We start from the raw sequence: 25013 nt of genomic DNA, 5'->3' as shown, positions 1-25013 counted from the left end.
GTCGTCGGAAAGGAAAAGGTGTGCTGCAGCGAGCCAGCCGGGGCCAGGTGGCCAAGTGGGGCCGGGTCGCGGCACGGACCCTGCAGATCCCGATGATTCTACCCGCTGCCCCTGCCGGGGTAAGTACCGGCCTTCCGTGCCCCACGGCAGGCACCGGCCAGCAGTAACATGCGCAATGTTTCCATAGTTTATGGCTATCAAATTCCGCAATGCTGGCTTGCTACCGCCTGGGAGTCTTCATGCCTGATACGCCGTATCGCCAGTTCCTGGACCGTGTGCCCGACGGTTTTCTTCTGTTTGACGAGCAGGGCGGCCTGCTCGATGCCAATGCCCAGGCCTGCGCCAGCCTGGGCCATCACAAGGCCGCCATGCTGGGGCTGGGCATCATGGACCTATGGCTGGACCCGGATGGACGGCCGCGTGATTTCTGGCGGGACATGGTCGTGGACAGCCAGGCCCTTCTGCGAGGCCGGCTGATCCGCCGCGATGGCAGCAGCTTGCCCGCCGAGATCCATGTCCATTGCCTGTCACTGTCGGGCAGGCGGCTTTTCTTCACTACCTGGCACGACCTCAGCGAGCGCACCGGCCAGGACGAGCAGATCGGCCAGCCCAATGCGCAGCTTGAGCCGCACCTGCAAAACCGCACCTGGCCGTGGCAGGACTCGACGCGCCTGCTGGAGACCGTGATGCGCGAGACGCCCGACCTGGTCTTCGCCAAGGACCGGCAGGGCCGCTACACCTTCGCCAACCCCGCCACAGCGCGCTTTGCCGGACGCGCGCCCGAAGACATCGTGGGCAAGACCGACCAGGAGCTTTTCTCCGACAGCAGCTTCACCGACAGCGACCGCCGGGTGCTGGACAGCGATGCGCCCGTGGTGATGGACGATCATTTGCTGGTCGACGGGCAGCGCCGCATCTTCCAGTCCACCAAGATTCCCTATCGCGATGCCGAGGGCCGGACCGTGGGCGTGCTGGGCATTGCGCGCGACATCACCCTCATGCGCCAGACCGAGTCCCAGCTGCAAAAAAGCTACGACGTGCTGCGCCAGGCCGAACAGCTGGCGCGCCTGGGCAGCTGGACATGGGAACTGGACACCGGGCACTTTCAGGCTTCGGAGATGATGTATGTGATGAACGGCCTGGACCCCCAGGGTCCGCCACTGACGCGCCATGCCCTGCGCGCCATGCTCGGGCCGCAGGATCTTGCCCGGCTCACCGCTGCCGTGGATCTGTGCATCAGCACCGGCCAGTCCTACAGCATCGATGTGGTCCAGCGCTGCCCGGACGGCCGGCAGTTCGCTGCCCGCCTCATGGGCCGGGCCCTGCGCGACGAGCAAGGCCGCATCGTCGCGCTCAGCGGCACGCTGCAGGACCTGTCCGAACGCGAGGACGCGCGCATGCGCCTCGAAGCCCTGGCCGACAACCTGCCCAGCGGCGCCATCTACCGCCTGGAAGGCGGCTTGACACAACTGCGGCTCAGCTACATCAGCGCCGGCATAGAGAACCTGATCGGCGTGCCGGCCCACGCCATCATGGCCGATCGGCAGGTCTACCTGAATGCCATCCATCCCGAGGACCTGCCGCTCTACCAGGGGATGATGCAACGCTCGATCGATACGCTGCGGGTCTTCGATTGCCGCTTTCGCGTGATCAGGCCCGACGGAGAGATCCGCTGGCTGCGCTGCCGCTCGGCTCCCCGGCGCTGTCAGGAGGGCATGGTCTGGGACGGCATCATGCTGGACATCACCCGCGAACGCGAGGCCGAGCAGGCGCTGCAGCAGGCCAAGGAAGCCGCCGAAGCGGCCGAACGCGCCAAATCGGATTTCCTGGCCATCATGAGCCACGAAATCCGCACACCCATGAATACCGTCATCGGCATGACGCGCCTGGTGCAGCAGACCGCGCTGACATCGCGCCAGCGCGGCTACCTGGAGAAGGTGGAGCGCTCGGCCAGCGCCCTGCTGGCCGTGATCAACGACATCCTCGATTTCTCCAAGATAGAGGCGGGCATGCTGGTGCTGGAGGAGGTGGACTTCGCCCTTGACGATGTGCTGGAGACCGTGACGGCCTCCACGGCGCTGCGCGCAGAGGAAAAGGGGTTGGAAGTGGTCTATGCGCTGGACCCGCAGCTGCCGCCCCGTTTGCGCGGCGACCCAATGCGCCTGGGCCAGGTGCTGACCAACCTGGTCGGCAACGCCGTCAAGTTCACCGAGCATGGCGAGGTGGTGATCTCCCTGCATCTGGCGCCGCCGCCGGTGGACGCGCCTGCGGATGCCGATGCGGACACCACGGCAGCGCCCCTGCACCACCTGTGCGTGAGCGTGCGCGACACCGGCATAGGCCTGGATGCATCGCGGGCCGAGCGGCTGTTCCAGCCCTTCACCCAGGCCGACATCCAGACCACGCGCCGCCACGGCGGCACCGGCCTGGGCCTGGCCATCTGCCACAGGCTGGTGCAGCTCATGGGCGGCGAGATCGGCGTGCGCAGCCAGCCCGGCCAGGGCAGCGACTTCCGCTTCACGGCCAAGGTCCGGCTTGCCACGGATGCGCTGCCGGACGGCCACGACAACCTGGGCAGCACCGGCGTTCTCATCGTCGATGACAACGCCAGCGCGCGCGAGGCGCTGGCCGCCATGGTGCGCAAACTGGGCATGCGCTGCGATACGGCGGCGGACGGCATGCAGGCGCTGCGCATGCTTCAAGAGGCCGCACGCCAGGAATCCCCCTATGGCCTGGCCCTGCTGGACTGGCGCATGCCCGGCATGGACGGACTGGAGCTGGCACGCCGCATGCGCGAGCGACAGGACCTGGTCAAGACCCCGGCCGCGCTCATGGTCACGGCCTTCGGGCGCGACGAAGTGCAGCTGCGTGCCGCGCAGTTTGGCCTGCGGGGCCTGCTGATCAAGCCCCTGACCGCATCGGCATTGCGGTCCTCCATCCGTGAGGCGCTGCGGGACCCCGAATCGACCCAGCCTCAAGACCCGGCGGCCGGCCCGTCGCCACAGCAGCGCTACCCGGGCCTGCCTGGGCGCAGGGTGCTGGTGGTGGATGACAACGTGCTCAACCGCGAGGTGGCCACCGAGCTGCTGGAGCAGGCCGGCATATCGGTACAGACTGCGCAAGACGGTCTGCAGGCGCTGCAGCTGCTCGACAGCCAGCCTTTCGATGCCGTGCTCATGGACGTGCACATGCCCGGCATGGACGGCCTCAGTGCCACGCGTGCCCTGCGCACGCGCAGCGCGCTGCGGCATCTTCCGGTGATCGCGCTGACTGCACAGGCCTATGTCGAGGAGCGCGCCCGGATCGAGGCCGCAGGCATGAATGCCCATCTGACCAAACCCGTTGACGATGTGCTGCTGTACGAGACGCTGCAGCGCTGCCTGCGCGCAGCCCCCCCGACAACGGCAGCGCCTGCGCCGGCCCCGCCCTCCCGGCCCACGCCCCCAGCCCCTGCCCCGGCCTGGGATCCTGTGCAGCTGCGGCAACGCCTTGCCAGCCAATCGCCGCGCATGCAGCATGCGATCGAAGGCTTTGCCCAGGACTTTGCCGATGCGCCGCAACAGCTGCGCCGCGCCGCGCGCAGCGGCAACTGGGCAACCGTGGCGTCGCTGGCGCATACCTTCAAGGGCAGCCTGGGCTACCTGGGCGCGAACCTGCTGGAGCAATGGTCGGCCATGGCCGAGACCGGCGCGCATGCCTGCATGTCAGGCGACGGCAAGGGCGGGAATGCCCGGCCCAGCGGTGATCTGCCATCCCTGGTGCAGGCGCTGGCCGATGGGCTGCAGGGCCTGCTGGCGGAAATCGCCGTGCGGTCCAGGCAGGCGGCCTTGCCACCCCTGGCCACGGTGTCCAGCGCTGCGCCCTCGCAGCAGCGGCAGCGGCAGCAGCGGCAGCGGCGGCCGATGACCGCAGAGGAAGTCTCATCCACGCTGGCTCGGCTGCGGCGGCAGATTGCCGACAGCGACTATGCCGCCGTGGCCGAACTGGAACGGCTGCGGCCCCTGGTCAGCGGGCGCCATGCGTCCGTGCTGCAGCGCATCCAGCGCTGCACCGAGTCCCTGGAAACCGAGGCGGCGCTGCAGGCGCTCGATCAGCTGGCGCGGAGCATGGCCGCGAACCGGATGGCCCCACAGGGAGCTGCAGATGCTTGACGCCCTGACCGGGTCGGAGCTGCCCACGGTCCTCATCGTGGACGACGAGCGGCTGAACCGCAGCATGCTGGCCGAGCTGCTCAGCCCCCACTACCGAGTGCTGCTGGCCAAGGACGGCCCTGGCGCCCTGGTGATCGCCCACCGCGAAGCCCACCGCCTGCAGCTGATCCTTCTGGACCTGGCCATGCCCGGCATGAACGGCTACGAGGTGCTGGGTGCGCTGCGCGCGCAGGAGCGCACCGCCCATATCGCCGTCATCTTCATCACCGGACAGAGCAATGCCGAGGCCGAGGAATACGGCCTGCGCCTGGGCGCGGCCGACTATGTCTCCAAGCCCATACGCCCCGCCGTGGTCGAGGTGCGCGTGCGCAACCAGATACGGCTGGCCCTGCAGCGCCAGGCCCTGGAACGCCTGGCCATGGTGGACGGGCTGACCGGCCTGGCCAACCGGCGCCACTTCGACGACGTGCTGGAGCGCGCCTACCGCCGCAGCCTGCGCACGGGCGAGCCCGTGGGCCTGGCTCTCATTGATATAGACCACTTCAAGCAATACAACGACTGCTATGGCCATGTGCAGGGGGACGAGGCGCTCAAGGCCGTGGCCGCCACGCTGCAGCGCCATGCGCGCCGGCCCTACGACCTGGCAGCGCGCTTTGGCGGCGAGGAATTCGCGCTCATCCTCCCCGGCGAAAGCGATGCGCCGGCCATGGCCGAGCATTTCCGCCAGGAAGTGCTGCGCCTGTCCATCGCCCACGCCGCCTCTCCCACGGCGCCGCAGCTCACCGTCAGCTGCGGCGTACTCACCGTGCGGCAGCCGTCTGCCGCGCCTTTGGAAACCTGGCTGCAGAAGGCGGACGGCCTGCTCTACCAGGCCAAGGCCCAGGGGCGCAATCGCATCGAGGCAGCCGTGGAGCCCTGAAAATGCGCGCCGAACCACGGCATGGCACCCGGATTCTGAGCCTGCACAACCGGCGGCGGGAAAGCCACAGCTATCATTGAAAGATGCTCTCCGTCCCCCTGATTTCCGCCAACGTATCGCCCCTGGGCTGGATGCTGGCGCTTGCCGCAGCCGTGGCCTATGCCGTGCCGGCCGCCGGCGCCCGACGCATCAGCCAGGCCGGCGCCCGCATTGCCCTGCGCCTGGCCTGGGTGCTCCACGCACTGGCCCTGGCCTGGGGCCTGCTCGGGGAGCAGCCTCACTTCGGCTTCGCACCGGCCCTGTCCATGACGGCCTGGCTGGTGCTCACCGTCTATGGCGTCGAGCAGCAGCTGTTCCCCAAGATGCGCGCGCAGCTGGCGCTGTCCGCGCTGGGCACGGCCGCCGTGCTCATGGCCGCGCTGTTTCCGGGAACGCCCCTGCATGTCAACGCCTCGCCCTGGCTGCCGCTGCACCTGGCACTGGGCATTGCCTCCTACGGACTGTTCGCGGCCGCCGTGGTCCACGCCTCGCTGATGACACGCGCCGAGCAGCACATGCGGCTGGGCGGCGGCGGCCATGACAGCGGCCTGCCGCTTCTCACGCTGGAGCGCCTGACCTTCCGCTTCGTGTCCGCAGGCTTTGTGCTGCTCACGGCCACGCTGGCCGCAGGCTGGCTGTTCGGCGAACAGCTCTACGGCAAGGCCTGGGTCTGGAACCACAAGTCTGTGTTCTCGCTGCTGTCATGGCTGACCTTTGCCGTGCTGCTGATCGGCCGTGCGCGCTTTGGCTGGCGTGGCCGCAGCGCCGTGCGCATGCTCTATGCAGGCGCCCTGCTGCTGCTGCTGGCCTATGCGGGATCGCGCTTCGTCATGGAAGTGCTGCTGGAGCGCACCACATGAAGTACCTGCTGGTCCTGATCGTCATCATCATTGCCGTAGGCGTCTGGCGCAGCCAGCGCCGTGCCGAGGCCCGCGAGCGGCGCCAGGCCGCTGCGCCACGCAACCCGGCCAACCCTGCCAATGCGCCGCTGGCGGCACCGCAGGACATGGTCGAGTGCGCGCACTGCGGCCTGCACCTGCCGCGCAGCGAGGCCATCGAGGCGGCCGGCCGCAGCTACTGCAGCGCAGAGCACCGCACCCTGGCGCAACGGCGCTGAGCATGCAGGACGCGGCCCCCCCCCAGCCACCCACCATCGACGAGGCCGCGGCGCAGTCGCCGCACGACGCCAACGCCCCCTTTGTCCGGCTATGGCAGGGCTTCCTGACCGGCCGCGTGCTCATCGCCACTGCGCTTTTGCTGCTGCAGCTGGCGCTGCTCAGCGTGCAGCCCGGCGGCAATTCCCTGGTCTGGCTGGTCTGCCTGGGCTACCTGGGGCTGACGCTGCTGCTGCGGCTGACGGCACGCGCCCAGCCGCCCTCGCCCCGCGCAGGCGTGCACTGGCTGCCCGTGATCGGCGTGGACATCGCGGTCATCTGCCTGCTGCAGATGCTGCAGACCGGGCCGCTGAACTACTCGGCCCTGCTGGCCATTCCCATCCTGATCTCGGCCGTGCTGGGCAATCTGACTCTGGCCCTGGCCACCACGGCCAGCGTCACGCTGCTGACCCTGGGCTGGGTGGCATGGCAGGACGTGGCTGGCCGCATAGAAAGCACCCAGGCCTACTACCAGGCCAGCTTTGCCTGCGCAGGCTATTTCGCGGTGGCCTATCTGACGCACGAGCTGGCACGCCGCGTGCGGCGCGAACGCCACCTGGCCCAGCACAGCAGCCGCAAGGCCCAGACGCAGGAACAGGTCAATGCCCTGGTGATCCGCCACCTGGGCGAAGGCGTGCTGGTGGTCGATCCCCAGTTCCGCGTGCAGCAGGCCAACCCGGCCGCGCTGCACCTGCTGGGGCTGGCCGACGCGCATGCCCTGCCCTTTGCCCTCAAGGAGCATTCCGGCTGGCAGCGGCTGCAGGACGCCGTGGCCCAGAGCTTTGCCCAGAACCTGCCCATCTCGGCCGCCATCCATCTGCAGTCCATCGGCCAGGAAGGCATGACGGGCCTGCACCTGCGCACCTGGCTGACCGAGGTCGCCACCCCATCCGACGCCGCCGACGCGGCCGAGCCCGCACTGCTGCAGCAGCTGTGCGTGGTCTTTCTGCACGACCTGCGCGAGATGGAGGCGCGGCTGCGCACGGAAAAGCTGGCGTCCATGGGCCGCATGTCGGCCGCCGTGGCCCACGAGATCCGCAATCCGCTGGCCGCCATCACCCAGGCCAATGCCCTGCTGGCCGAGGATCTGGCGCAGGACCCGGCCCAGCAGCAGCTGTGCCGCATCGTGGGCCAGAATGCCGAGCGCCTGGCACGCATCGTCGAGGACGTACTCAACATCGCCCGGGCCCAGCAGCACATTGGCGAGGCGCATGCTGGTCTGCTGGCCCTGGACCAGCATGTGGCCCAGGTTTGCCAGGAATGGCAGGCCCAGGGCCAGCCCGCGCACAGCATCCAGCTCCTGCTGGACGCCAGGGACAAGACCGTGGTGTTCGATGGCGAGCATCTGCGCCGCATCCTGGTGAACCTGCTGGACAACGCCCGGCGCTACCGCAGCAATGCCCACGAGCCTCACACGCTGCAGGTGCTGACCGGCGCGCCGGCCGGCGGCCAGATCTGGCTACAGGTCTGGAGCGACGGCGCCGCGCTGGAGCCCACGGTGCAACGCCATCTGTTCGAGCCCTTCTTCTCTTCGGAAAGCCGCTCCAGCGGCCTGGGCCTGTATATCTGCCGCGAGCTGTGCCAGCGCTACGATGCCAGCATCAGCTACCAGCGGCTGTCGCGGCCCACGCCGCACGGCCCTGTCGAGGGCAATGCCTTCAGCATCGTGTTCCGTGCCGGCCCGGCCTCGGCCCTGCCGGCCTCCCTGTTTGATCAGATTGTGGTGTGATGCCTTTGAACTCCCTGCCCGCTGCCGCATCGATCCTTGTCGTGGACGACGAGCCGGATCTGCGCACCCTCTATGAACTGACCCTTCTGCGTGAAGGCTACCGCGTGGAGACCGCCGCCAGCGTGGGCGAGGCGCGCGAGCAGTTGCAGACCCAGCGCTTCGACGTGGTCATCACCGACATGCGCCTGCCCGACGGCATGGGCATGGAACTGCTGCAGGACCTGCGCAGCCAGCAGCGGCGCGAGCGCTGCGTGGTCATGACGGCCTACGGCTCCGCCGAGAACGCCGTCGAGGCCCTGCGCTCAGGCGCCTTCGACTACCTGACCAAGCCCGTGGACCTCAAGCAGTTCCGCCTGGTCGTGGCCTCGGCCGCCCAGGGCGTGGGCGGTGTGCCGGCCCCGGGGGTGATGCCGGCGCGCAGCCCTTCGGTCTCTCCCGCCGCCAGCCCGGTGCTCAACGGCAGCGGCGCACTGGACGCCATGGTGGGTGACTCCCCCGCCATGCAGGCCGTCAAGCAGCGCATTGCCAAGGTGGCCCGCGGCATGGCGCCGGTGCTGGTGCATGGCGAGTCGGGCACGGGCAAGGAGCTGGTGGCCCGCGCGCTGCATGCCTGCAGCCAGCGCGCCCACGGTCCCATGGTGGCCGTGAACTGCGGCGCCATTCCCGAAAACCTGCTGGAGGCGGAGTTCTTCGGCGCGCGCAAGGGCTCCTATACCGGCGCCACCCAGGACCGCGACGGCTACTTCCAGGCGGCGCGCGGCGGCACCTTGTTTCTGGACGAGATCGGCGACCTGCCCCTGGCCATGCAGGCCAAGCTGCTGCGCGCCATCCAGGAGCGCCGCGTGCGCCCCCTGGGCTCCGCACAGGAGGAAGCGGCCGATGTACGCATCGTCAGCGCCACCCACCGCGACCTGGCTGCCGATGTGCAGCAGGGGCGCTTCCGGCAGGACCTGTACTACCGCCTCAATGTCATCGAGGTACTGCTGCCCCCGCTGCGCGAGCGCCGCGAAGACCTGCCTGCCCTGTGCCGCGCCCTGCTGGCACGGCTGTCGCAGGAATCCGGCCTGCCCATGCCCGAGATCGACGAGCTTTCAGTGCAGCAGATCGCCCGCCTGCCCCTGCCCGGCAATGTGCGTGAACTGGAGAACCTGCTGCACCGCGCCATCACGCTGGGCGAGGACGGGCCGCTGCGCATAGATCCCGAGATGCAGCTGCCCTGCGGCACTCCGCCTGCACCGCCCGCACCGCCTGCATCCGCCTCGCCCTCTCCTTCGCTCTCGCCTTCGCGCCCCGTGCCGCCAGGCGGCCCGCTATCGCCAACCGATGCCGACCTGCCCCGTGACCTGCAGGCCTGGCTGGACGAGCGCGAGCGCGGCATCCTGGTGCAGGCGCTGCAGGAAAACGGCTTCAACCGCACGGCCACCGCCGCGCGCCTGGGCCTGAGCCTGCGCCAGATCCGCTACCGCATCGACCGGCTGAACATCGCCCTGCCCGGCGATGCCAGCGCGGAGACGGACGGAGGCGGCCATGGCGAGTCCTGATCCACAGGCGCAAGCCACCCAGGCCCCGGCCTGGACCTGGCAAGGCGGCTGGCTGCAGCAGGCCCGCCACCTGCCCTCGCCCAACTTTGGCGAGCGCCCGGCCCAGGCGCTGATCGATCTGGTCGTCGTGCACTCCATCAGCCTGCCCCCGGGCGAGTACGGCACGGGTGCGGTCCAGCAACTGTTCACCAACCAGCTCGACTGGGACGCCCATCCTTACTACCAGGGGATACGCGGCCTGGAGGTGTCGGCGCATTTCTTCATCACGCGCCAGGGCGAGGTCTGGCAGTTTGTGGACTGCGATGCGCGCGCCTGGCATGCAGGCGCTTCCTGCTGGCGGGGCCGCGACCGCTGCAACGACGACTCCATCGGCATAGAACTCGAAGGCCTGGAGGGCCTGCGGTTCGAGCCGGCCCAGTACGCGGCGCTCGATGCCCTGTGCAACGCCATCGCGGCGCGCTACCCCGTGGCCCATCTCGCAGGCCATGAGCACATCGCGCCGGGCCGCAAATGCGATCCGGGCGCAGGCTTCGACTGGCACCGGCTGCGCGGGCTGCTGGCCCATCACCCCGCCACGGCGAACTGGCAGTTGCCGCCCGGCGCGGGCCAGCCCTCCACGTAAGCGCACACCCTCATCGCAGGCACCGCCAGGTCTTGCGCAAAATCCCGCTTGTCCACAGGCAGAGGACAAAGGCTCTGTCAATCCAGAAAGCAACCGATGTGGCGCGCCCGGCGCACGCACCGACTGCCTGATCATTTTTTACAAATTCACGCATGTGTCGCAGCCCCACTGTCCATGGGGCTTTCAGCGGTCCGACCGGCGCAGGGCCAAGGCTGCCGCGGCTTGCGGCGGACCATCGCCCGCAAGCCACGGCGCAGCGGGCCTTTGCTGCTATTGGCTTGTAGGTTGCGCACCCGTTTGGCGCAGCGCAAACAGCGGTTTTCCGGCCGTGAGTACCCCGTGTACATGAGACGGCGATACACTACAGGTAGTGCCTGAGAGCACGCCGGACACCATATCTAGTGTTCAAAAGCTGTGCACACCCTGTGAAAACGGTGTGTACATCCGGCCATCGATTCCATCTCCCAGCAAGCCTGCCCCCAGTGCAGGTCCGCGTCCGTTCTATCCACAAACACCCGTTGAGGAAACTCATGCAAGAAGCACTGAATTCTTTGGCTCCCGCTGCGCACGGTGATGCTGCCAATCCTTCCTCCGCCCATCACCTGTCCGTGCAGGACGGCTACCAGATCATCCGCCGCAGCGGCGATGTGGTGCCCTTCACGCCGCAAAAGATCGCCGTCGCACTGACCAAGGCCTTCCTGGCCGTGCGCGGTGCCCAGGGCGCGGCCTCCGCCAGCGTGCGCGAGACCGTGGACGAGCTGACCCAGGCCGTGGTTCGCGCACTGCTGCGCTCGCGTCCGGGCGGCGGCACCTTCCATATTGAAGATGTGCAGGACCAGGTCGAACTGGGCCTGATGCGCGGCGGCCACCACGACGTGGCACGCGCCTACGTGCTGTACCGCGACCGCCGCAACCAGGAACGTGCCGAGCAAAAGAAGGCCGCCGAGGCCGCTGCCGCTGCTGCCGCCGCACCGGCGCCCGTGCTGCATGTGACCGACAACGGCCAGCGCGTGCCGCTGGACCAGGCCCGCCTGCTGGCGCTGATCGAGGCGTCCTGCCGCAACCTCAACGCCGATATCCAGGCCGCCCCCATCGTCGCCGAGACGCTGCGCAACCTGTACGACGGCGTGCCGATCGAAGAAGTCTTCAAGGCCTCCATCCTGGCCGCTCGCACGCTGATCGAAAAAGACCCCGACTACACCTACGTCACCGCCCGCCTGCTGCTGCACACGATCGTGCGCGAGGTCATGGGCCGCGACGTGCAGCCGGCCGACATCCAGGCGGCCTACGCAGAGTACTTCCCCGGCTTCATCCGCAAGGGCGTGGACAACGAGCTGCTCAACCCCGAGCTGCTGAACTACGACCTGCCCCGCCTGGCTGCCGCCATCAAGGCCGAGCGCGACGAGCAGTTCGACTACCTGGGCCTGCAGACCCTGTACGACCGCTACTTCCTGCACGTGCGCAAGACGCGCATCGAGCTGCCCCAGTCCTTCTTCATGCGCGTGGCCATGGGCCTGGCGCTGCAGGAAGAGGACCGCAATGCGCGCGCCATCGAGTTCTACGAGCTGCTGTCGTCCTTCGACTTCATGAGCAGCACGCCCACGCTGTTCAACAGCGGCACGCTGCGCTCGCAGCTGTCTTCCTGCTACCTGACCACGGTGCCCGACGATCTGGACGGCATCTATGAGTCCATCAAGGAAAACGCCCTGCTGTCCAAGTTCGCCGGCGGCCTGGGCAACGACTGGACGCGCGTGCGCGCCCTGGGTTCGCGCATCAAGGGCACGAACGGCGAGTCGCAGGGCGTGGTGCCCTTCCTCAAGGTGGTCAACGACACGGCCGTGGCCGTGAACCAGGGCGGCAAGCGCAAGGGCGCCGTCTGCACCTACCTGGAGACCTGGCACCTGGACATCGAGGAATTCCTCGAACTGCGCAAGAACACCGGCGACGACCGCCGCCGCACGCACGACATGAACACGGCGAACTGGATTCCCGACCTGTTCATGAAGCGCGTCATGGAAAAGGGCCACTGGACCCTGTTCTCGCCCTCCGATGTCGGCGACCTGCACGACCTCTTCGGCGCCGCCTTCGAGCACGCCTACACGGCCTACGAAACCAAGGCCGACAACGGCGAACTCAAGCTGTTCAAGCGCATCCCGGCCATGGACCTGTGGCGCAAGATGCTGTCCATGCTGTTCGAGACCGGCCACCCCTGGGTCACCTTCAAGGACCCCTGCAACGTGCGCTCGCCCCAGCAGCACGCCGGCGTGGTGCACTCGTCCAACCTGTGCACCGAGATCACGCTGAACACCAGCGACACCGAGACCGCCGTCTGCAACCTGGGCTCGGTCAACCTGGCGCGCCACATCGTCGATGGCGCCATCGACCACGGCAAGCTGCGCAAGACCATCACCACGGCCATGCGCATGCTGGACAACGTGATCGACATCAACTACTACGCCGTGCAGAAGGCCAAGGACTCCAACCTGCGTCACCGCCCCGTGGGCCTGGGCCTGATGGGCTTCCAGGATGCGCTCTATGAAATGCGCATCGCCTACGCCAGCGACGCGGCCGTCGAGTTCGCCGACCAGTCGATGGAAGCCATCTGCTACTACGCCTACTGGGCCTCCACCGAGCTGGCCAAGGAACGCGGCCAGTACTCCAGCTACAAGGGCTCGCTGTGGGACCAGGGCATCCTGCCGCTGGACACGCTGAACCTGCTGGAGAAGGCACGCGGCGGCTATGTGGAAGTGGACCGCTCCTCGCGCCTGGACTGGGATGCCCTGCGCGCCAAGATCGGCCAGCACGGCATGCGCAACTCCAACTGCGTGGCCATCGCGCCCACGGCGACCATCTCCAACATCGTCGGCGTCGATGCCTCCATCGAGCCCTCGTTCGGCAACCTGTCGGTCAAGTCCAACCTGTCCGGCGAGTTCACCGTCATCAACCAGTACCTGGTGCGTGACCTGAAGCGCCTGGGCCTGTGGGACGACGTGATGGTCATGGACCTCAAGCACTTCGACGGCTCGCTGCGCCCCATCGACCGCGTGCCCCAGGACGTCAAGAGCCTGTACGCCACCGCCTTCGAGGTCGAGCCCACCTGGCTGGTCGAGGCCGCTGCGCGCCGCCAAAAGTGGATCGACCAGGCCCAGAGCCTGAACATCTACATGGCCGGTGCATCGGGCAAGAAGCTGGACGACACCTACAAGCTGGCCTGGCTGCGCGGTCTGAAGACCACCTACTACCTGCGCACCACCAGCGCCACCAACATCGAGAAGTCCACGGTGCAAAGCCGCGTGCTCAACGCCGTGCCCTCGGCCGCCGCCGCACAGCCTGCCGCCGTGAACACCTCCAGCGCCCTGGAAGCCGCGGCAGCCGCCGCGCGCGCCCAGGCACCGGCGACGGACATCAAGTTCTGCGCCATCGACGATCCCGGCTGCGAAGCCTGCCAGTAAGCCGCGCAGCGCGGGGCCTCGCCACGGCGCAGGCCCCGCGCCCTGCCCGCCAGCCAGCGCCATGCGCAGGATCTTCGCCATGGACCTTGGGCCTGCTCAACACGCCAGGCCACCCATGGTCCTACATTGACCGGAGCAGAAAGAGAGGACTCTTTCGCACCGAATGAACTGAACATATGCCCCAGGGCATGCCGGAGAAATTTGCAATGCTGACCTTTGACGACGACGCCACCCTCTCGAACACGCCCAGCGGCGCGGAGGCTGCGCCGAGCACCACACACAAGCGCGTGAATGCCGCCGACAAGCGCATCATCAATGCCAAGACCGACGTCAATCAGCTGGTGCCGTTCAAGTACAAGTGGGCCTGGGAAAAGTACCTGGCCACCTGCGCCAACCACTGGATGCCGCAGGAAGTGAACATGAACCGCGACATCGCCCTGTGGAAGGACCCCAACGGCCTGACCGAGGACGAGCGCCGCATCATCAAGCGCAACCTGGGCTTCTTCGTGACGGCCGATTCGCTGGCCGCCAACAACATCGTGCTGGGCACCTACCGCCACATCACGGCGCCCGAGTGCCGCCAGTTCCTGCTGCGCCAGGCCTTCGAGGAAGCCATCCACACCCACGCCTACCAGTACATCGTGGAGTCGCTGGGCCTGGATGAGGGCGAGATCTTCAACGCCTATCTCGAAGTCCCCTCCATCCGCGACAAGGACGAATTCCTGATCCCCTTCATCGAAGCGATCATGGACCCCGCCTTCAAGACCGGCACCTTCGAAACCGACCAGACCCTGCTCAAGTCGCTGATCGTTTTTGCCTGCCTGATGGAGGGCCTGTTCTTCTACGTGGGCTTCACGCAGATCCTTGCGCTGGGCCGCCAAAACAAGATGACCGGCGCCGCCGAGCAGTACCAATACATCCTGCGCGACGAGTCCATGCACTGCAACTTCGGCATCGACCTGATCAACCAGCTCAAGCTCGAAAATCCACAGCTGTGGACACCCGAATTCAAGGAAGAAATCACGGCGCTTTTCGTCAAGGCCGTCGAGCTGGAATACCGCTACGCAGAGGACACCATGCCGCGCGGCGTGCTCGGAATGAACGCATCGATGTTCAAGGGCTACCTGCGCTACATCGCCAACCGCCGCGCCACGCAGATCGGCCTTGAGGCCCTGTTCCCCAACGAGGAAAACCCGTTCCCCTGGATGAGCGAGATGATCGATTTGAAGAAGGAACGTAACTTCTTTGAGACACGCGTCATCGAGTATCAAACCGGCGGCGCACTTTCCTGGGATTAATCGCTTCTCTGCAGGCACAATGCGAACCATGACGCGCTTCACGCTTTTGCAATACCGATGGTGTTGCGGCGTGGGGCGTCTCCGTGTTCATTGCGATGCGTCACTCCACATCGCTTTGGATCGCTTCGGAGCCCCGTACCCCGAAGTGTTTTGTGCAAATCAACGAAGGAGAAGATGATGGCAACTGCGAAGAAGACGGCCTCCACCAAGGCCCCCACCGACAAGAAAACCACTGCCAAAAAGGCGGCTGCTCCCAAGGCTGAAACCGTGAAGAAAACCACGGCCACTGCCAAGGCAGCACCCGTCAAGAAGGCTGCTGCACCTGCTGTGAAGAAGGCCGCAGCTCCTGCTGCCAAGAAGGCCGCTGCACCTGCTGCAAAGAAGGCTGCCGCTCCTGCCAAGAAGGCTGCTGCTCCTGCTGCGAAGAAGGCTGCCGCTCCTGCCAAGAAGGCTGCTGCTCCTGCTGCGAAGAAGGCTGCCGCTCCCGCCAAGAAGGCTGCTGCTCCTGCTGCGAAGAAGGCTGCCGCTCCCGCCAAGAAGGCTGCTGCTCCTGCTGCGAAGAAGGCTGCCGCTCCTGCCAAGAAGGCTGCTGCTCCTGCTGCAAAGAAGGCTGCCGCTCCCGCCAAGAAGGCTGCTGCTCCTGCCAAGAAGGCTGCTGCTCCTGCTGCAAAGAAGGCTGCCGCTCCCGCCAAGAAGGCTGCTGCACCTGCTGCCAAGAAGGCTGCCGCTCCCGCCAAGAAGGCTGCTGCACCTGCCGCAAAGAAGGCCGCTGCTCCTGCCAAGAAGGCTGCTGCTCCTGCTGCCAAGAAGGCCGCTGCTCCCGCTGCCACAAAGGCTGCTGCACCTGCCGCGAAGAAGGCCGCTGCTCCCGCCAAGAAGGCTGCCGCTCCTGCTGCTGCCAAGAAGCCCGCTGCAGCCGCCAAGCCTGCCGCAGCGCCCGCCAAGGCCGCAGCAGCTCCTGCCGCTCCCGCCAAGAAGGCTGCAGCCCCGAAGAAGGCCGCTGCCCCCAAGAAGGCCGCAGCAGCTCCCGCCGCTGCCGCGCCTGCAGCTCCCGCTGCCGCACCCGCGCCCATCGCGCAAACCCGCCTGGCTCCCCAAGCCGCATGGCCCTTCCCCACAGGCAACAAGCCCTGAGACTTTTCCGGTCTCAAAGCAAAAAGCCCGGCTCTTTGGAGTCGGGCTTTTTTCATTGTGAAGCCGGCGGCTGCGCCGCCGGCCGGTGATCCCGGCTTCAGGGCTGGGCGAAGTCCAGCACGTAGTTCTGCGGGCCACGGCTGGCAATCTTGAGCGCGCCCAGGCGGTTGCCCAGTTCGGCGCAACGCACCAGGTCCCAGCCACGCTCCAGGCCGAACAGCATGGCGCCACGCCATGCATCGCCACATCCCGTGGGATCGACCACGGCGGCGGGCTGCACCGGCGCCACCAGGGTCTTGGCGCCTTGCACCCAGACCTCGCAGCCCTCTGCCCCCAGCGTCACCACCAGGCCTTGCACCTGCCCGGAAATCTGCTCCAGGCTCCAGCCCGTGCGCTCGCTGAGCATGCGGGCCTCGTAGTCGTTCACGGCCACCCAGTCAGCCTGCTCGATGAAGCTGCGCAGCTCCTGTCCATCGAACATGGGCAGGCCCTGGCCTGGATCGAACACAAAGGGAATGCCGGCCGCCTTGAACTGCTGGGCATGCTCGAGCATGGCCTGGCGGCCATCGGGCGCAATGATGCCCACGCGCACCTGCTCCTTGAGCTCTGGCGTGATGCGGTTGCCGTGGGCCTGCATCATGGCGCCCGGGTGGAAGGCCGTGATCTGGTTGTTGTCACGGTCCGTCATGATCATGCACTGGGCCGTGTGCGTGTCCTGCAGCTGGCCGATGTGCGCGGTCTGCACGCCCAGTTCGTCGAGACGCTGCACATAGTCGGCGCCGTCGCTGCCCACCATGGCCATGGGCCAGGCATCGCCGCCCAGCAAGCGCAGGGCGTAGGCGATGTTGCCGGCGCAGCCGCCGAAATCGCGGCGCAGCGTGGGCACCAGGAAGGACACATTGAGGATGTGCAACTGGTCAGGCAGGATCTGGTCGGCAAACCTTCCCTCGAAGGTCATGATGTTGTCGAACGCAAGCGATCCGCAGATGAGAGCGGCCATGGTGTGTCTCGGCTTTCTTGAAAAGTCAGGGGGATTCAGGGATAAAAAACCAGGGCGCGATAGCCGGCCACGGCCGCCTCCAGGCCTTGCACTTCGACCGGGGCCGTCACGCTCCACTCGCCATGGCCCTCGATCTGCACGGGCGCGCCGAACTGGTCAAGCCGGATCACGCGCCGCAGCAGCAGCTTGTCCTGGGCATCGGTGAGCGTGAGTTCGACAGCGGGCATGGCCACGGGGAAGTCGGAACGGTTCTCCAGGCTCAGGCTCCACTGGTACTGGCCGCTGCGCGGCAACTGCCGAAAGCCCGAACTGCTGATCACCACATCGCCGATCTGGCGGCGTGGCTGCAGCTCGCAGCCCGCCATGGCGCACAGGGCCTGCAGCGCGGGCGCCAGTGAAGGATGCTGCACGGCCAGCGCATCGCGCTGGCCCCACATGACCTGGCCTGCCAAGGCGCCCACGCCCAGCAGGCTGCCCAGCACAAGCGCCACGCGCACGGCAGGCCGGCGCCAGAAGGCTTTGCGCCGCGCCTGGCGCACAAAGCCGGGCTCGGCCTCGGGCAGCGCGGCCGCAGCCTCACCGCTGCCGTCGCCATCGCTGTCGGGCCAGCGGGAGAACTCCGGCGAAGGCACGGAGGCCTGCACCTGCGGCTCCGATTCCCGCAGCAGGCCGGTTGGCACGGACGGCGCAGGCGCATCGGATGACTTGTCGGATGGCTTGTCAGATGGCTTATGGGGCCGTGTGAACGGCGCGCCTTCCTCATCCTCTGCCGGTGCGGGCACAGGAGCCGCCTTGTCAGGCTCGGGTCCGAGCAGGCCGTCAATGGCCTGCTCGGCCTGGGCGGCGGGCGGGGACTTCGGCGCGGCCCGGGACGCAGCCAGGATCTCGTCCACCAGCGACGCTCCAGGCAGCGCGCTGCCCGACTCTTCGGCGGCGCTGGCGGAGGGGTCCTTCGCGGTCACAGGGGGCGAAGGCGGAGCCTGTGGAGCCGGTACCTCGGCCGGCGGCATGGACGGCGAAGGCTCGGCCCTGGCAGCCGCAGCCGTGGTTGCGGTGGATACCGCAGGTGCGGCAGGTGTGGCAGGTACGGAGGGCGCAACAGGTGCAACAGGTGCAACAGGTGCAACAGGTGCAACAGGTGCAACAGGTGCAGCAGGCCCCGATGCGCCCCGCCCCGGCAATCCGCTCGGCGCCGTCGGCAGCCACATGGATTCCCTGAATTCGCGGATGTCATCGTCCTCGAATTCGGCCGGGTTGTGCGCTGCCCCGCCAGCCACCGGAGTGCCGGCCACCGAGGTGCCGGCCGCGTTCACAGGTGCCGTGGGCAGGGGCTGCAGATCCTCGGAGGCATCGAATACTTCATGGCAGACGCCGCAGCGCACCCACCCCTGCGAAATTCGCAGCTGGTCGGCCACCACTTTGAAGCGGGTTCCACAGGCAGGACAGCGGGTGACTTGGCTCATCAGCGATCGATTGTAGGCAGCTGCTCGCGGCCCGCGCCACGAAGGCGGCGGCCGCGCGGGGACTCGGGCCGGAAATCAGGCCGCGCGGCGCGCGGTCATCAGGATCCAGCCATCTTCGCTGTCGGCCACTTCCAGCGCCAGGTACGGCGCATAGGCCTCCTTGAGCTCGTCGGCCTGGCGCTCCAGGATACCGGCCAGCACCAGGCTTCCACCTGCTGCCACGCGGCCGCACAGCAGCGGCGCCAGCACCTTGAGCGGCGTGGCCAGGATGTTGGCCAGCACGGTGCGGTATTCGCCGTTGCCGGCATCGGGCAGACCCGCCTTCAGTTGCACGGCGTTGGCATCGGCGTTGTAGCGCGTGGACTCCACGGCAGCCGGGTCGATGTCCACCGCGTCGATGTCGGTGGCACCGAACTTGGCTGCGCCAATGGCCAGGATGCCCGAGCCGCAGCCGTAGTCCAGCGTGCGGCCAAGACTGCCTTGGGGCTGGCGGGCGATCCAGCGCAGGCACATGCGCGTGGTCGGGTGCGTGCCCGTGCCAAAGGCCAGGCCCGGGTCCAGGCGGATGCTCACGCGCGCCTCGGGCGGCAGCTCGTGCCAGGTGGGAACAATCCAGAATTCGGGCGTGATGTCCACCGGGGCGAACTGCGATTGCGTCAGGCGCACCCAGTCCTGCTCCGGCACCTGCTTGACGGCGATGATGCTGCAGCCCTCGAAGAAGTCCTGGGGCAGCAGCAGATCACGCGCCTCTTCGGCCGCTTGCTGCGAGGGGAACAGCGCCACCAGGCGGCTGCGCTGCCAGCCGTCCTTGGGCGGCGGCATGCCGGGCTCGCCGAACAGGGCTTGCTCGGCCTCGGTCTGCGCGTCGGCATCCTCCACCGATACGCTCAGGGCGTCCAGCGCATCCAGCGCATCGCTGACGGTCTCAACCCGGTCTTCCGGGCACAGCAGGCTCAACTCGAACATGGGCCCATCCTTTTCTATGCAATAAATGAAAATGCTGGCCGCCGTCGCCGGGGGCCAGCATGCAGGGTCAATCGGGCGACCTGCTCAACGCTTGTTGGCGTTGCGGTGCGCCAGCCACTCTTCCAGGTAATGGATGTTGGTGCCGCCTTCCATGAACTTGGCGTCCACCATCAGATCCTGATGCAGCGGGATATTGGTCTTGATGCCTTCGACCACGGTCTCCAGCAGCGCCGTGCGCATGCGCGCCAGCGCCTGCTCGCGCGTGTCGCCGTGGACGATGATCTTGCCGATCATGGAGTCGTAGTTCGGCGGCACGAAGTAGTTGTTGTAGACGTGCGAGTCCACGCGCACGCCGGGGCCACCGGGGGCATGCCACATGGTGATGCGGCCCGGCGACGGCATGAAGTTGTAGGGATCCTCGGCATTCACGCGGCACTCGATCGCATGGCCCTTGAGCTGGGCATTGATCTGGCGCTGGGTGAAGGGCAGCTTCTCGCCTGCGGCCACCATGATCTGGGTGCGCACGATGTCCACGCCCGTGATCAGTTCGGTCACCGGATGCTCCACCTGCACGCGGGTGTTCATCTCGATGAAGTAGAACTCGCCGTTTTCAAAGAGGAACTCGAAGGTGCCGGCGCCACGGTAGCCCAGCTTCTTGCAGGCAGCGGCGCAGCGCTCGCCGATCTTCTCGACCAGGCGGCGCGGAATGCCCGGAGCAGGCGCTTCCTCGATGACCTTCTGGTGGCGGCGCTGCATGGAGCAGTCGCGCTCGCCCAGGTAGACCGCGTTGCGGTGGTTGTCCGCCAGGATCTGGATTTCCACATGGCGCGGGTTCTGCAGGAACTTTTCCATGTAGACGGCCGGATTGCCGAAGGCCGCACCGGCCTCGGCCTTGGTCATCTGCACGGCATTGATCAGCGCCGCCTCGGTATGCACCACGCGCATGCCACGGCCACCGCCGCCGCCTGCGGCCTTGATGATCACCGGATAGCCCACGGCCTTGGCGATGCGGCGGATCTGCACGGGATCGTCAGGCAGCTCGCCATCCGAGCCGGGCACGCAGGGGACGCCCGCCTTGATCATGGCCTGCTTGGCCGAGACCTTGTCACCCATGGTGCGGATGTTCTCGGGCGTGGGGCCGATGAAGGTGAAACCGCTCTTTTCCACGCGCTCGGCAAAGTCGGCGTTCTCGCTGAGAAAGCCGTAGCCGGGGTGGATGGCCTCGGCGTCGGTCACCTCGGCGGCCGAGATGATGGCCGGCATGTTGAGGTAGCTCAGCGGCGAAGGCGCGGGGCCGATGCACACGGCCTCATCGGCCAGCTTGACGTACTTTGCGTCACGGTCGGCCTCGGAATACACCATCACCGCCTTGATGCCCAGTTCACGGCAGGCGCGCTGGATGCGCAGGGCAATCTCGCCCCGGTTGGCAACCAAAATTTTCTTAAACATGAAGGTCCTCGCGACTTGGTGCCTGCGCCGGTACGCAGGCCGAAGCCGTCAGTTGAGCCAATTGCTCTGTCGCGCCGCGGCATGCGTTCGCGCCAGGGCGTCGTGCCGCTTGCGGCATCGCTCGCCTGCAGGTTACTCGATCACGAACAGGGGCTGGCCGTACTCTACCGCCTGGCCGTTTTCGCCCAGGATGCGCGTGATCGTGCCGCTCTTGTCGGCTTCGATCTCGTTGAGAATCTTCATCGCCTCGATGATGCAGATGGTCTCGCCTTCCTTGACCTGGTTGCCCACTTCCACGAAGGGCTTGCCGCCAGGGCTGGAGGCGCGGTAGAAGGTGCCGACCATGGGCGACTTCACCACGTGGCCGGAGACGGCTGCCTCGGCCGGTGCCGCCACGGGCGCTGCGGGGGCAGCGGCGACGGGTGCCGCCATCGGCGCGGCCATGGGAGCCTGCATGGGCGCTGCCACATAGTGCTGCACCACGGCGCCTTCGCTCTTGACGATCCGGACCTTGCCCTCTGCTTCGGTGATCTCCAGTTCCGACACGTTCGATTCGGACACCAGATCAATGAGGGTCTTGAGTTTTCGCAAATCCATGGGAGCTCCAGCGGCTAACAACTAAATAGGGCGCGAATTTACTCCAATTTCGCCCTTCTGCGTGCTTTGAGGCATATTTTTCATCAACGTCGCCATGGAATTCAGGGCATTTCCTGAGCTTTCACAGCTTCGACGATGCGAAAAATCAGCCTTTTGCGCTCCAGGAAGCCAGATCTTCGGTAGTAAGCTCACCTATTTTACGTTGCTGCACCATGCCATCTTCGCCGAGCAGCACGGTGAAGGGCAGTCCGCCCTGCAGATTGCCCAGCGAGCGGGTCAGGCCCAGACCGCCTTCCACCGCCAGCGCCACAGGGAAACGCAGGGGTGTGCGACCCAGGAAGCGCTGCACGGCCTCCGGCTTGTCCACGGCCAGGCCAATGACCTGAATACCATGTTGGTTTTGGCGCGCCGAGAAGGCATCGAGCATGGGCAGCTCGCGCACGCAGGGCGGGCACCAGGTGGCCCAGAAATTGACCAGCACCGGCTTGCCGCGCCAGCGCGACAGCGTCATGGCCGAGCCATCGGGCGTGATGAAGCGCTGCTGCCACAGCTGCTCTTCGGCACTGGCATCCATGGCGTGCGGCTGAAAACGCCACCACGCAAAACCTGCCCCACCCAGGCCCGCGGCGGCGGCAACGCCGCCCATCAGCCAACGGCGGCGGGAAGATGTGTTTTGCCCTGCATCCACTGAATCAGCCACGGTCGGCCTCCTCTTCATCCTGATCCAACAGCCTGCGCAGCGCCTCGGCGCTGCCGCGCGGGCTGCGCCCCTGGCCGTCGGGCTTGAGTGCGCCACGCAGATCATCATGGTCATACACCAGCAGATGCACGCCCACGGACTCGTTCAAAGGGCGGCAGAAGGCGTGGATGCTCAAGGCCTCCACGGCCTGCCCCGTAAAGCCGGTGACGGTGCTGGGCTCGTACTCCACATGCTGGTTGATCAGCGCGATCTCGGCCGACTTGGGGTCGTCGCAGAACAGCTGCAGGTAAATATCGGACAGGCGGGTGGCTGTGCCGCGCCAGACGGCGCCGGCCAGATGGGGCCGGAACTCGGCCAGGCGGTCCATCCATTGCAGGGCCAGTTCGCGCAGGGCCTGCAGTTCCTGGGGCTGGGTGTCGGCGCAGAACAGGGCAATGTATTCGCGCACGGCCTCTTCCACCAGGTCGTTGCCCGGCAGCGCGGTGCGCGCGGGCAGCCCCAGTTGGCGAAGTGCGCGGTGCTTGGCAGCCCCCCATTCCAGCCCTTCCTCGACCACGAGGCGGGCCGCGGTCTGGGCAATTTCGGCAGTGGCTTGGTCCATGGCTTTCCGATCCGCTGTATCCCTACATATATATAAGAGGCCTTCCCTGCGGAGGGCCCCGGGCCATTGTGACCCAAGCCACGGCACCGCCGGCCGCAGACGGGCTTTGCACGTTCCAGCCAGCGCCTTGCAACGGCGATTTCGCAACCTTGTGTTTCCGGGACCCGGTGCCTGCTGGGCCGCAAGCTCCTGTTTTTGCAGGACAGCCCTCCCGGACATGACGGCAACCGTAGAATGCCCGGCCATGCACATACATATTCTGGGCATCTGCGGCACCTTCATGGGCGGACTGGCCGCACTGGCGCGCGAGGCTGGGCACCGCGTCACAGGCTGCGACGCCGGCGTCTATCCGCCGATGAGCGATCAGTTGCGTGCACTGGGCATCGACCTGATCGAGGGCTACGGCGCCGACCAGATGGCCCTGCAACCCGACATGTATGTCGTGGGCAACGTGGTCAGCCGCGCGCGGCTGCCCGACGGCAGCCCCAAGTTCCCGCTGATGGAGGCGATTCTTGAAAGCGGCGCCCCCTACACCAGCGGTCCGCAATGGCTTTGCGAACAGGTGCTGCACCATCCGTCCTGCCCGCGCCATGTGCTGGCCGTGGCCGGCACCCACGGCAAGACGACCACGACGTCGATGCTGGCCTGGATTCTCGAATGCGCAGGCCTGGCTCCGGGCTTTCTGGTCGGCGGCGTGCCACTGGACTTCGGCGTCTCGGCCCGCCTGGGCGCATCCAGCCGCCCGACGCCAGGCCAGGGGCCGGCCGGCGCGGAGCCCGTCTTCGTCATCGAGGCCGATGAATACGACACGGCCTTCTTCGACAAACGCAGCAAGTTCGTGCACTACCGCCCGCGCACGGCCGTGCTCAACAACCTGGAGTTCGACCACGCCGACATCTTCGAGGACCTCGGCGCCATCGAACGCCAGTTCCACCATCTCGTGCGCACCGTTCCCGCCTCCGGGCGGCTGGTGGTCAACGGCATAGAGGAAAGCATCACCCGCGTGCTGCACCAGGGCTGCTGGAGCGAGGTCTCCAGCTTCGGTTCGGTGGTCAGCGATTTCAGTGCCCAGGGCGATCCCGGCGCCTTCGACGTGCTGCACCGTGGCCACAAGGTCGCGCGCCTGGAATGGGCACTGACCGGGGAGCACAACCAGCTCAATGCGCTGGCCGCCATTGCAGCGGCCGAGCATGTGGGCGTGACGCCGGCGCAGGCCTGCGAAGCGCTGGCGCGCTTTCAGAACGTCAAGCGACGCATGGAGCTGCGCGGCATGGCGGGTGGCGTGTCCGTCTACGACGACTTCGCCCACCATCCCACGGCCATCCGCACCACGCTGGACGGCCTGCGCCGCAAGCTCGGCAGCCAGGCGCGCATCCTGGCGGTGTTCGAGCCGCGCAGCAACACCATGAAGCTGGGCACCATGAAGTCGCAACTGCCCTGGGCCCTGGAAAGCGCCGATCTGGTGTTCTGCCACACGGCCGGCCTGGACTGGGATGCTGCCGAGGCGCTGCGCCCCCTGGGCGTGGGAGCCGGCCACAAGGCACAGGTGGCTGCAGACATCGATACGCTGATCGGGCAGATCCGCGCAGCCGCCCGCACCGGCGACCACGTGGTGTGCATGAGCAATGGCGGCTTCGGCGGCATTCACCCCAAGCTGCTGGCGGCGCTGCAGGCCGCAGGCTGAACCGGGCACAGCCCCCAATGAAAGAAGCCCGGGTCATGCCCAGGCTTCTTTGCTGTATCGCTATCTGTCCGTCGTCAGTAACTGATGGACATGGCCGGCACATCGACACGGATCAGCGGCTTGGACAGCACGGCCTGGGCGGCCACGGCATAGCTGTTGCGCCATTGCTCGTCGTCGAACAGCCCGGAGCGCGAACGCGCCGCACGCGCCACCACCACCAGCTTGTCGGCCAGCAGAACCTTGCCGCTGGCGCGCAGGGGTTCGCAGTCCATGGAGATGAACTGCTGGTCCAGCCAATGCCGTCCTTCATCGGAACTCATGGGGGTGAGCCCGCTGGTGTCCGTGCGGTACTCTTGTCCGGCATCCAACACCACAATCACTTCGCTGCGCATGGAACTCCTCTCTTCATTACGGGATACGGCCCTGTGCCTGCTCATGCAGACAGGGCTGTCACTCATGCCCTGAGCTTAACCGCAAGCGCCTTTTCCACACCCCGGGCAAGCTGACATGCCTC

At 67.0% G+C, this 25013-nt stretch carries 19 protein-coding genes; 11 read left to right on the top strand and 8 right to left on the bottom strand.

Translation table 11 applies throughout. The annotated features are described in order from the left end of the window. Positions 1-239 precede the first annotated feature (239 nt). The 10 genes from DACI_RS07565 to DACI_RS31870 all read left to right on the top strand — a co-directional run bounded on the left by DACI_RS07565 (position 240) and on the right by DACI_RS31870 (position 16039). Positions 240-4151: a response regulator gene (locus tag DACI_RS07565; protein ID WP_012203438.1), complete on the top strand. Its 3912-nt coding sequence runs from the start codon at positions 240-242 to the stop codon at positions 4149-4151. Beyond that, the gene (locus DACI_RS07560; RefSeq protein ID WP_012203437.1) at positions 4144-5070 is read left to right on the top strand and encodes a GGDEF domain-containing response regulator; all 927 of its coding nucleotides are present in this window, start codon (positions 4144-4146) and stop codon (positions 5068-5070) included. The genes DACI_RS07565 and DACI_RS07560 overlap by 8 nt, the downstream gene beginning before the upstream one ends. 83 nt (positions 5071-5153) lie before the next feature. Beyond that, entirely contained in the window at positions 5154-5969 is an 816-nt protein-coding gene (locus DACI_RS07555) for a cytochrome C assembly family protein (protein WP_012203436.1), read from the top strand. Beyond that, the gene (locus tag DACI_RS07550; RefSeq protein ID WP_012203435.1) at positions 5966-6226 is read left to right on the top strand and encodes a PP0621 family protein; all 261 of its coding nucleotides are present in this window, start codon (positions 5966-5968) and stop codon (positions 6224-6226) included. Before DACI_RS07555 ends, DACI_RS07550 begins: the two co-directional genes overlap by 4 nt. Before the next feature lie 2 nt (positions 6227-6228). After that, positions 6229-7992: a sensor histidine kinase gene (locus DACI_RS07545; protein ID WP_012203434.1), complete on the top strand. Its 1764-nt coding sequence runs from the start codon at positions 6229-6231 to the stop codon at positions 7990-7992. Then, positions 7992-9533 (top strand): sigma-54-dependent transcriptional regulator, encoded by a 1542-nt coding sequence (locus tag DACI_RS07540; RefSeq protein ID WP_012203433.1) that lies wholly within the window; start codon positions 7992-7994, stop codon positions 9531-9533. The genes DACI_RS07545 and DACI_RS07540 overlap by 1 nt, the downstream gene beginning before the upstream one ends. Then, a complete protein-coding gene (gene ampD, locus DACI_RS07535) occupies positions 9520-10155 on the top strand; it encodes a 1,6-anhydro-N-acetylmuramyl-L-alanine amidase AmpD (protein ID WP_012203432.1) in 636 nt (211 codons plus the stop codon). The genes DACI_RS07540 and ampD overlap by 14 nt, the downstream gene beginning before the upstream one ends. Before the next feature lie 530 nt (positions 10156-10685). Beyond that, on the top strand, positions 10686-13607 hold the full coding sequence (locus DACI_RS07530; RefSeq protein WP_012203431.1) for a ribonucleoside-diphosphate reductase subunit alpha: 2922 nt from the start codon (positions 10686-10688) through the stop codon (positions 13605-13607). 206 nt (positions 13608-13813) lie between these two features. Next, positions 13814-14905, top strand: a complete 1092-nt coding sequence (locus DACI_RS07525; RefSeq protein ID WP_012203430.1) for a ribonucleotide-diphosphate reductase subunit beta — start codon at positions 13814-13816, stop codon at positions 14903-14905. A gap of 177 nt (positions 14906-15082) precedes the next feature. Further along, the gene (locus tag DACI_RS31870; RefSeq protein ID WP_012203429.1) at positions 15083-16039 is read left to right on the top strand and encodes a hypothetical protein; all 957 of its coding nucleotides are present in this window, start codon (positions 15083-15085) and stop codon (positions 16037-16039) included. Positions 16040-16136: 97 nt separating this feature from the next. Here the strand turns inward: DACI_RS31870 and DACI_RS07515 are convergent, their stop codons facing one another. The 7 genes from DACI_RS07515 to DACI_RS07485 all read right to left on the bottom strand — a co-directional run bounded on the left by DACI_RS07515 (position 16137) and on the right by DACI_RS07485 (position 22815). Then, entirely contained in the window at positions 16137-17039 is a 903-nt protein-coding gene (locus DACI_RS07515; protein WP_012203428.1) for a carbohydrate kinase family protein, read from the bottom strand. Positions 17040-17074: 35 nt separating this feature from the next. Continuing rightward, the gene (locus DACI_RS07510) at positions 17075-18502 is read right to left on the bottom strand and encodes a zinc-ribbon and DUF3426 domain-containing protein (RefSeq protein WP_012203427.1); all 1428 of its coding nucleotides are present in this window, start codon (positions 18500-18502) and stop codon (positions 17075-17077) included. Positions 18503-18577: 75 nt separating this feature from the next. Beyond that, positions 18578-19468 carry a 50S ribosomal protein L11 methyltransferase gene (gene prmA, locus DACI_RS07505; protein ID WP_012203426.1) on the bottom strand — a complete coding sequence of 297 codons (891 nt, stop codon included), beginning with the start codon at positions 19466-19468 and terminating at the stop codon, positions 18578-18580. An 84-nt stretch (positions 19469-19552) separates the two neighbouring features. Continuing rightward, on the bottom strand, positions 19553-20917 hold the full coding sequence (gene accC, locus DACI_RS07500) for an acetyl-CoA carboxylase biotin carboxylase subunit (protein ID WP_012203425.1): 1365 nt from the start codon (positions 20915-20917) through the stop codon (positions 19553-19555). Between the two features lie 132 nt (positions 20918-21049). Then, a complete protein-coding gene (gene accB, locus DACI_RS07495) occupies positions 21050-21514 on the bottom strand; it encodes an acetyl-CoA carboxylase biotin carboxyl carrier protein (RefSeq protein ID WP_012203424.1) in 465 nt (154 codons plus the stop codon). A 145-nt stretch (positions 21515-21659) separates the two neighbouring features. After that, positions 21660-22160 (bottom strand): TlpA family protein disulfide reductase, encoded by a 501-nt coding sequence (locus DACI_RS07490; protein WP_034390512.1) that lies wholly within the window; start codon positions 22158-22160, stop codon positions 21660-21662. A 46-nt stretch (positions 22161-22206) separates the two neighbouring features. Next, complete coding sequence (locus tag DACI_RS07485) at positions 22207-22815, bottom strand: hypothetical protein (RefSeq protein ID WP_013804096.1); 609 nt, start codon at positions 22813-22815, stop codon at positions 22207-22209. Positions 22816-23059: 244 nt separating this feature from the next. Between DACI_RS07485 and mpl the strand changes: the two genes are divergently transcribed. Continuing rightward, the gene (gene mpl, locus DACI_RS07480; protein WP_012203421.1) at positions 23060-24499 is read left to right on the top strand and encodes a UDP-N-acetylmuramate:L-alanyl-gamma-D-glutamyl-meso-diaminopimelate ligase; all 1440 of its coding nucleotides are present in this window, start codon (positions 23060-23062) and stop codon (positions 24497-24499) included. A 74-nt stretch (positions 24500-24573) separates the two neighbouring features. Here mpl and DACI_RS07475 read toward each other — a convergent pair whose 3' ends face one another. Then, positions 24574-24891, bottom strand: a complete 318-nt coding sequence (locus DACI_RS07475) for a hypothetical protein (RefSeq protein WP_012203420.1) — start codon at positions 24889-24891, stop codon at positions 24574-24576. Positions 24892-25013 lie beyond the last annotated feature (122 nt).

This window comes from Delftia acidovorans SPH-1 (assembly GCF_000018665.1).
GTDB lineage: Bacteria > Pseudomonadota > Gammaproteobacteria > Burkholderiales > Burkholderiaceae_C > Comamonas > Comamonas acidovorans.
This window is presented reverse-complemented; position numbering and strand designations above follow the sequence as displayed.

Excerpts from the sequence above, each read along its gene's own strand:
- DACI_RS31870 (WP_012203429.1), top strand. The coding sequence starts at position 15,083 with ATGGCAACTGCGAAGAAGACGGCCTCCACCAAGGCCCCCACCGACAAG.
- DACI_RS07565 (WP_012203438.1), top strand. The coding sequence starts at position 240 with ATGCCTGATACGCCGTATCGCCAGTTCCTGGACCGTGTGCCCGACGGT.
- DACI_RS07545 (WP_012203434.1), top strand. The coding sequence starts at position 6,229 with ATGCAGGACGCGGCCCCCCCCCAGCCACCCACCATCGACGAGGCCGCG.
- accC (WP_012203425.1), bottom strand. The coding sequence starts at position 20,917 with ATGTTTAAGAAAATTTTGGTTGCCAACCGGGGCGAGATTGCCCTGCGC.
- DACI_RS07530 (WP_012203431.1), top strand. The coding sequence starts at position 10,686 with ATGCAAGAAGCACTGAATTCTTTGGCTCCCGCTGCGCACGGTGATGCT.
- mpl (WP_012203421.1), top strand. The coding sequence starts at position 23,060 with ATGCACATACATATTCTGGGCATCTGCGGCACCTTCATGGGCGGACTG.
- DACI_RS07490 (WP_034390512.1), bottom strand. The coding sequence starts at position 22,160 with ATGGGCGGCGTTGCCGCCGCCGCGGGCCTGGGTGGGGCAGGTTTTGCG.
- DACI_RS07540 (WP_012203433.1), top strand. The coding sequence starts at position 7,992 with ATGCCTTTGAACTCCCTGCCCGCTGCCGCATCGATCCTTGTCGTGGAC.
- prmA (WP_012203426.1), bottom strand. The coding sequence starts at position 19,468 with ATGTTCGAGTTGAGCCTGCTGTGCCCGGAAGACCGGGTTGAGACCGTC.
- DACI_RS07510 (WP_012203427.1), bottom strand. The coding sequence starts at position 18,502 with ATGAGCCAAGTCACCCGCTGTCCTGCCTGTGGAACCCGCTTCAAAGTG.
- DACI_RS07515 (WP_012203428.1), bottom strand. The coding sequence starts at position 17,039 with ATGGCCGCTCTCATCTGCGGATCGCTTGCGTTCGACAACATCATGACC.
- accB (WP_012203424.1), bottom strand. The coding sequence starts at position 21,514 with ATGGATTTGCGAAAACTCAAGACCCTCATTGATCTGGTGTCCGAATCG.
- DACI_RS07525 (WP_012203430.1), top strand. The coding sequence starts at position 13,814 with ATGCTGACCTTTGACGACGACGCCACCCTCTCGAACACGCCCAGCGGC.
- DACI_RS07475 (WP_012203420.1), bottom strand. The coding sequence starts at position 24,891 with ATGCGCAGCGAAGTGATTGTGGTGTTGGATGCCGGACAAGAGTACCGC.
- ampD (WP_012203432.1), top strand. The coding sequence starts at position 9,520 with ATGGCGAGTCCTGATCCACAGGCGCAAGCCACCCAGGCCCCGGCCTGG.
- DACI_RS07555 (WP_012203436.1), top strand. The coding sequence starts at position 5,154 with ATGCTCTCCGTCCCCCTGATTTCCGCCAACGTATCGCCCCTGGGCTGG.
- DACI_RS07550 (WP_012203435.1), top strand. The coding sequence starts at position 5,966 with ATGAAGTACCTGCTGGTCCTGATCGTCATCATCATTGCCGTAGGCGTC.
- DACI_RS07485 (WP_013804096.1), bottom strand. The coding sequence starts at position 22,815 with ATGGACCAAGCCACTGCCGAAATTGCCCAGACCGCGGCCCGCCTCGTG.
- DACI_RS07560 (WP_012203437.1), top strand. The coding sequence starts at position 4,144 with ATGCTTGACGCCCTGACCGGGTCGGAGCTGCCCACGGTCCTCATCGTG.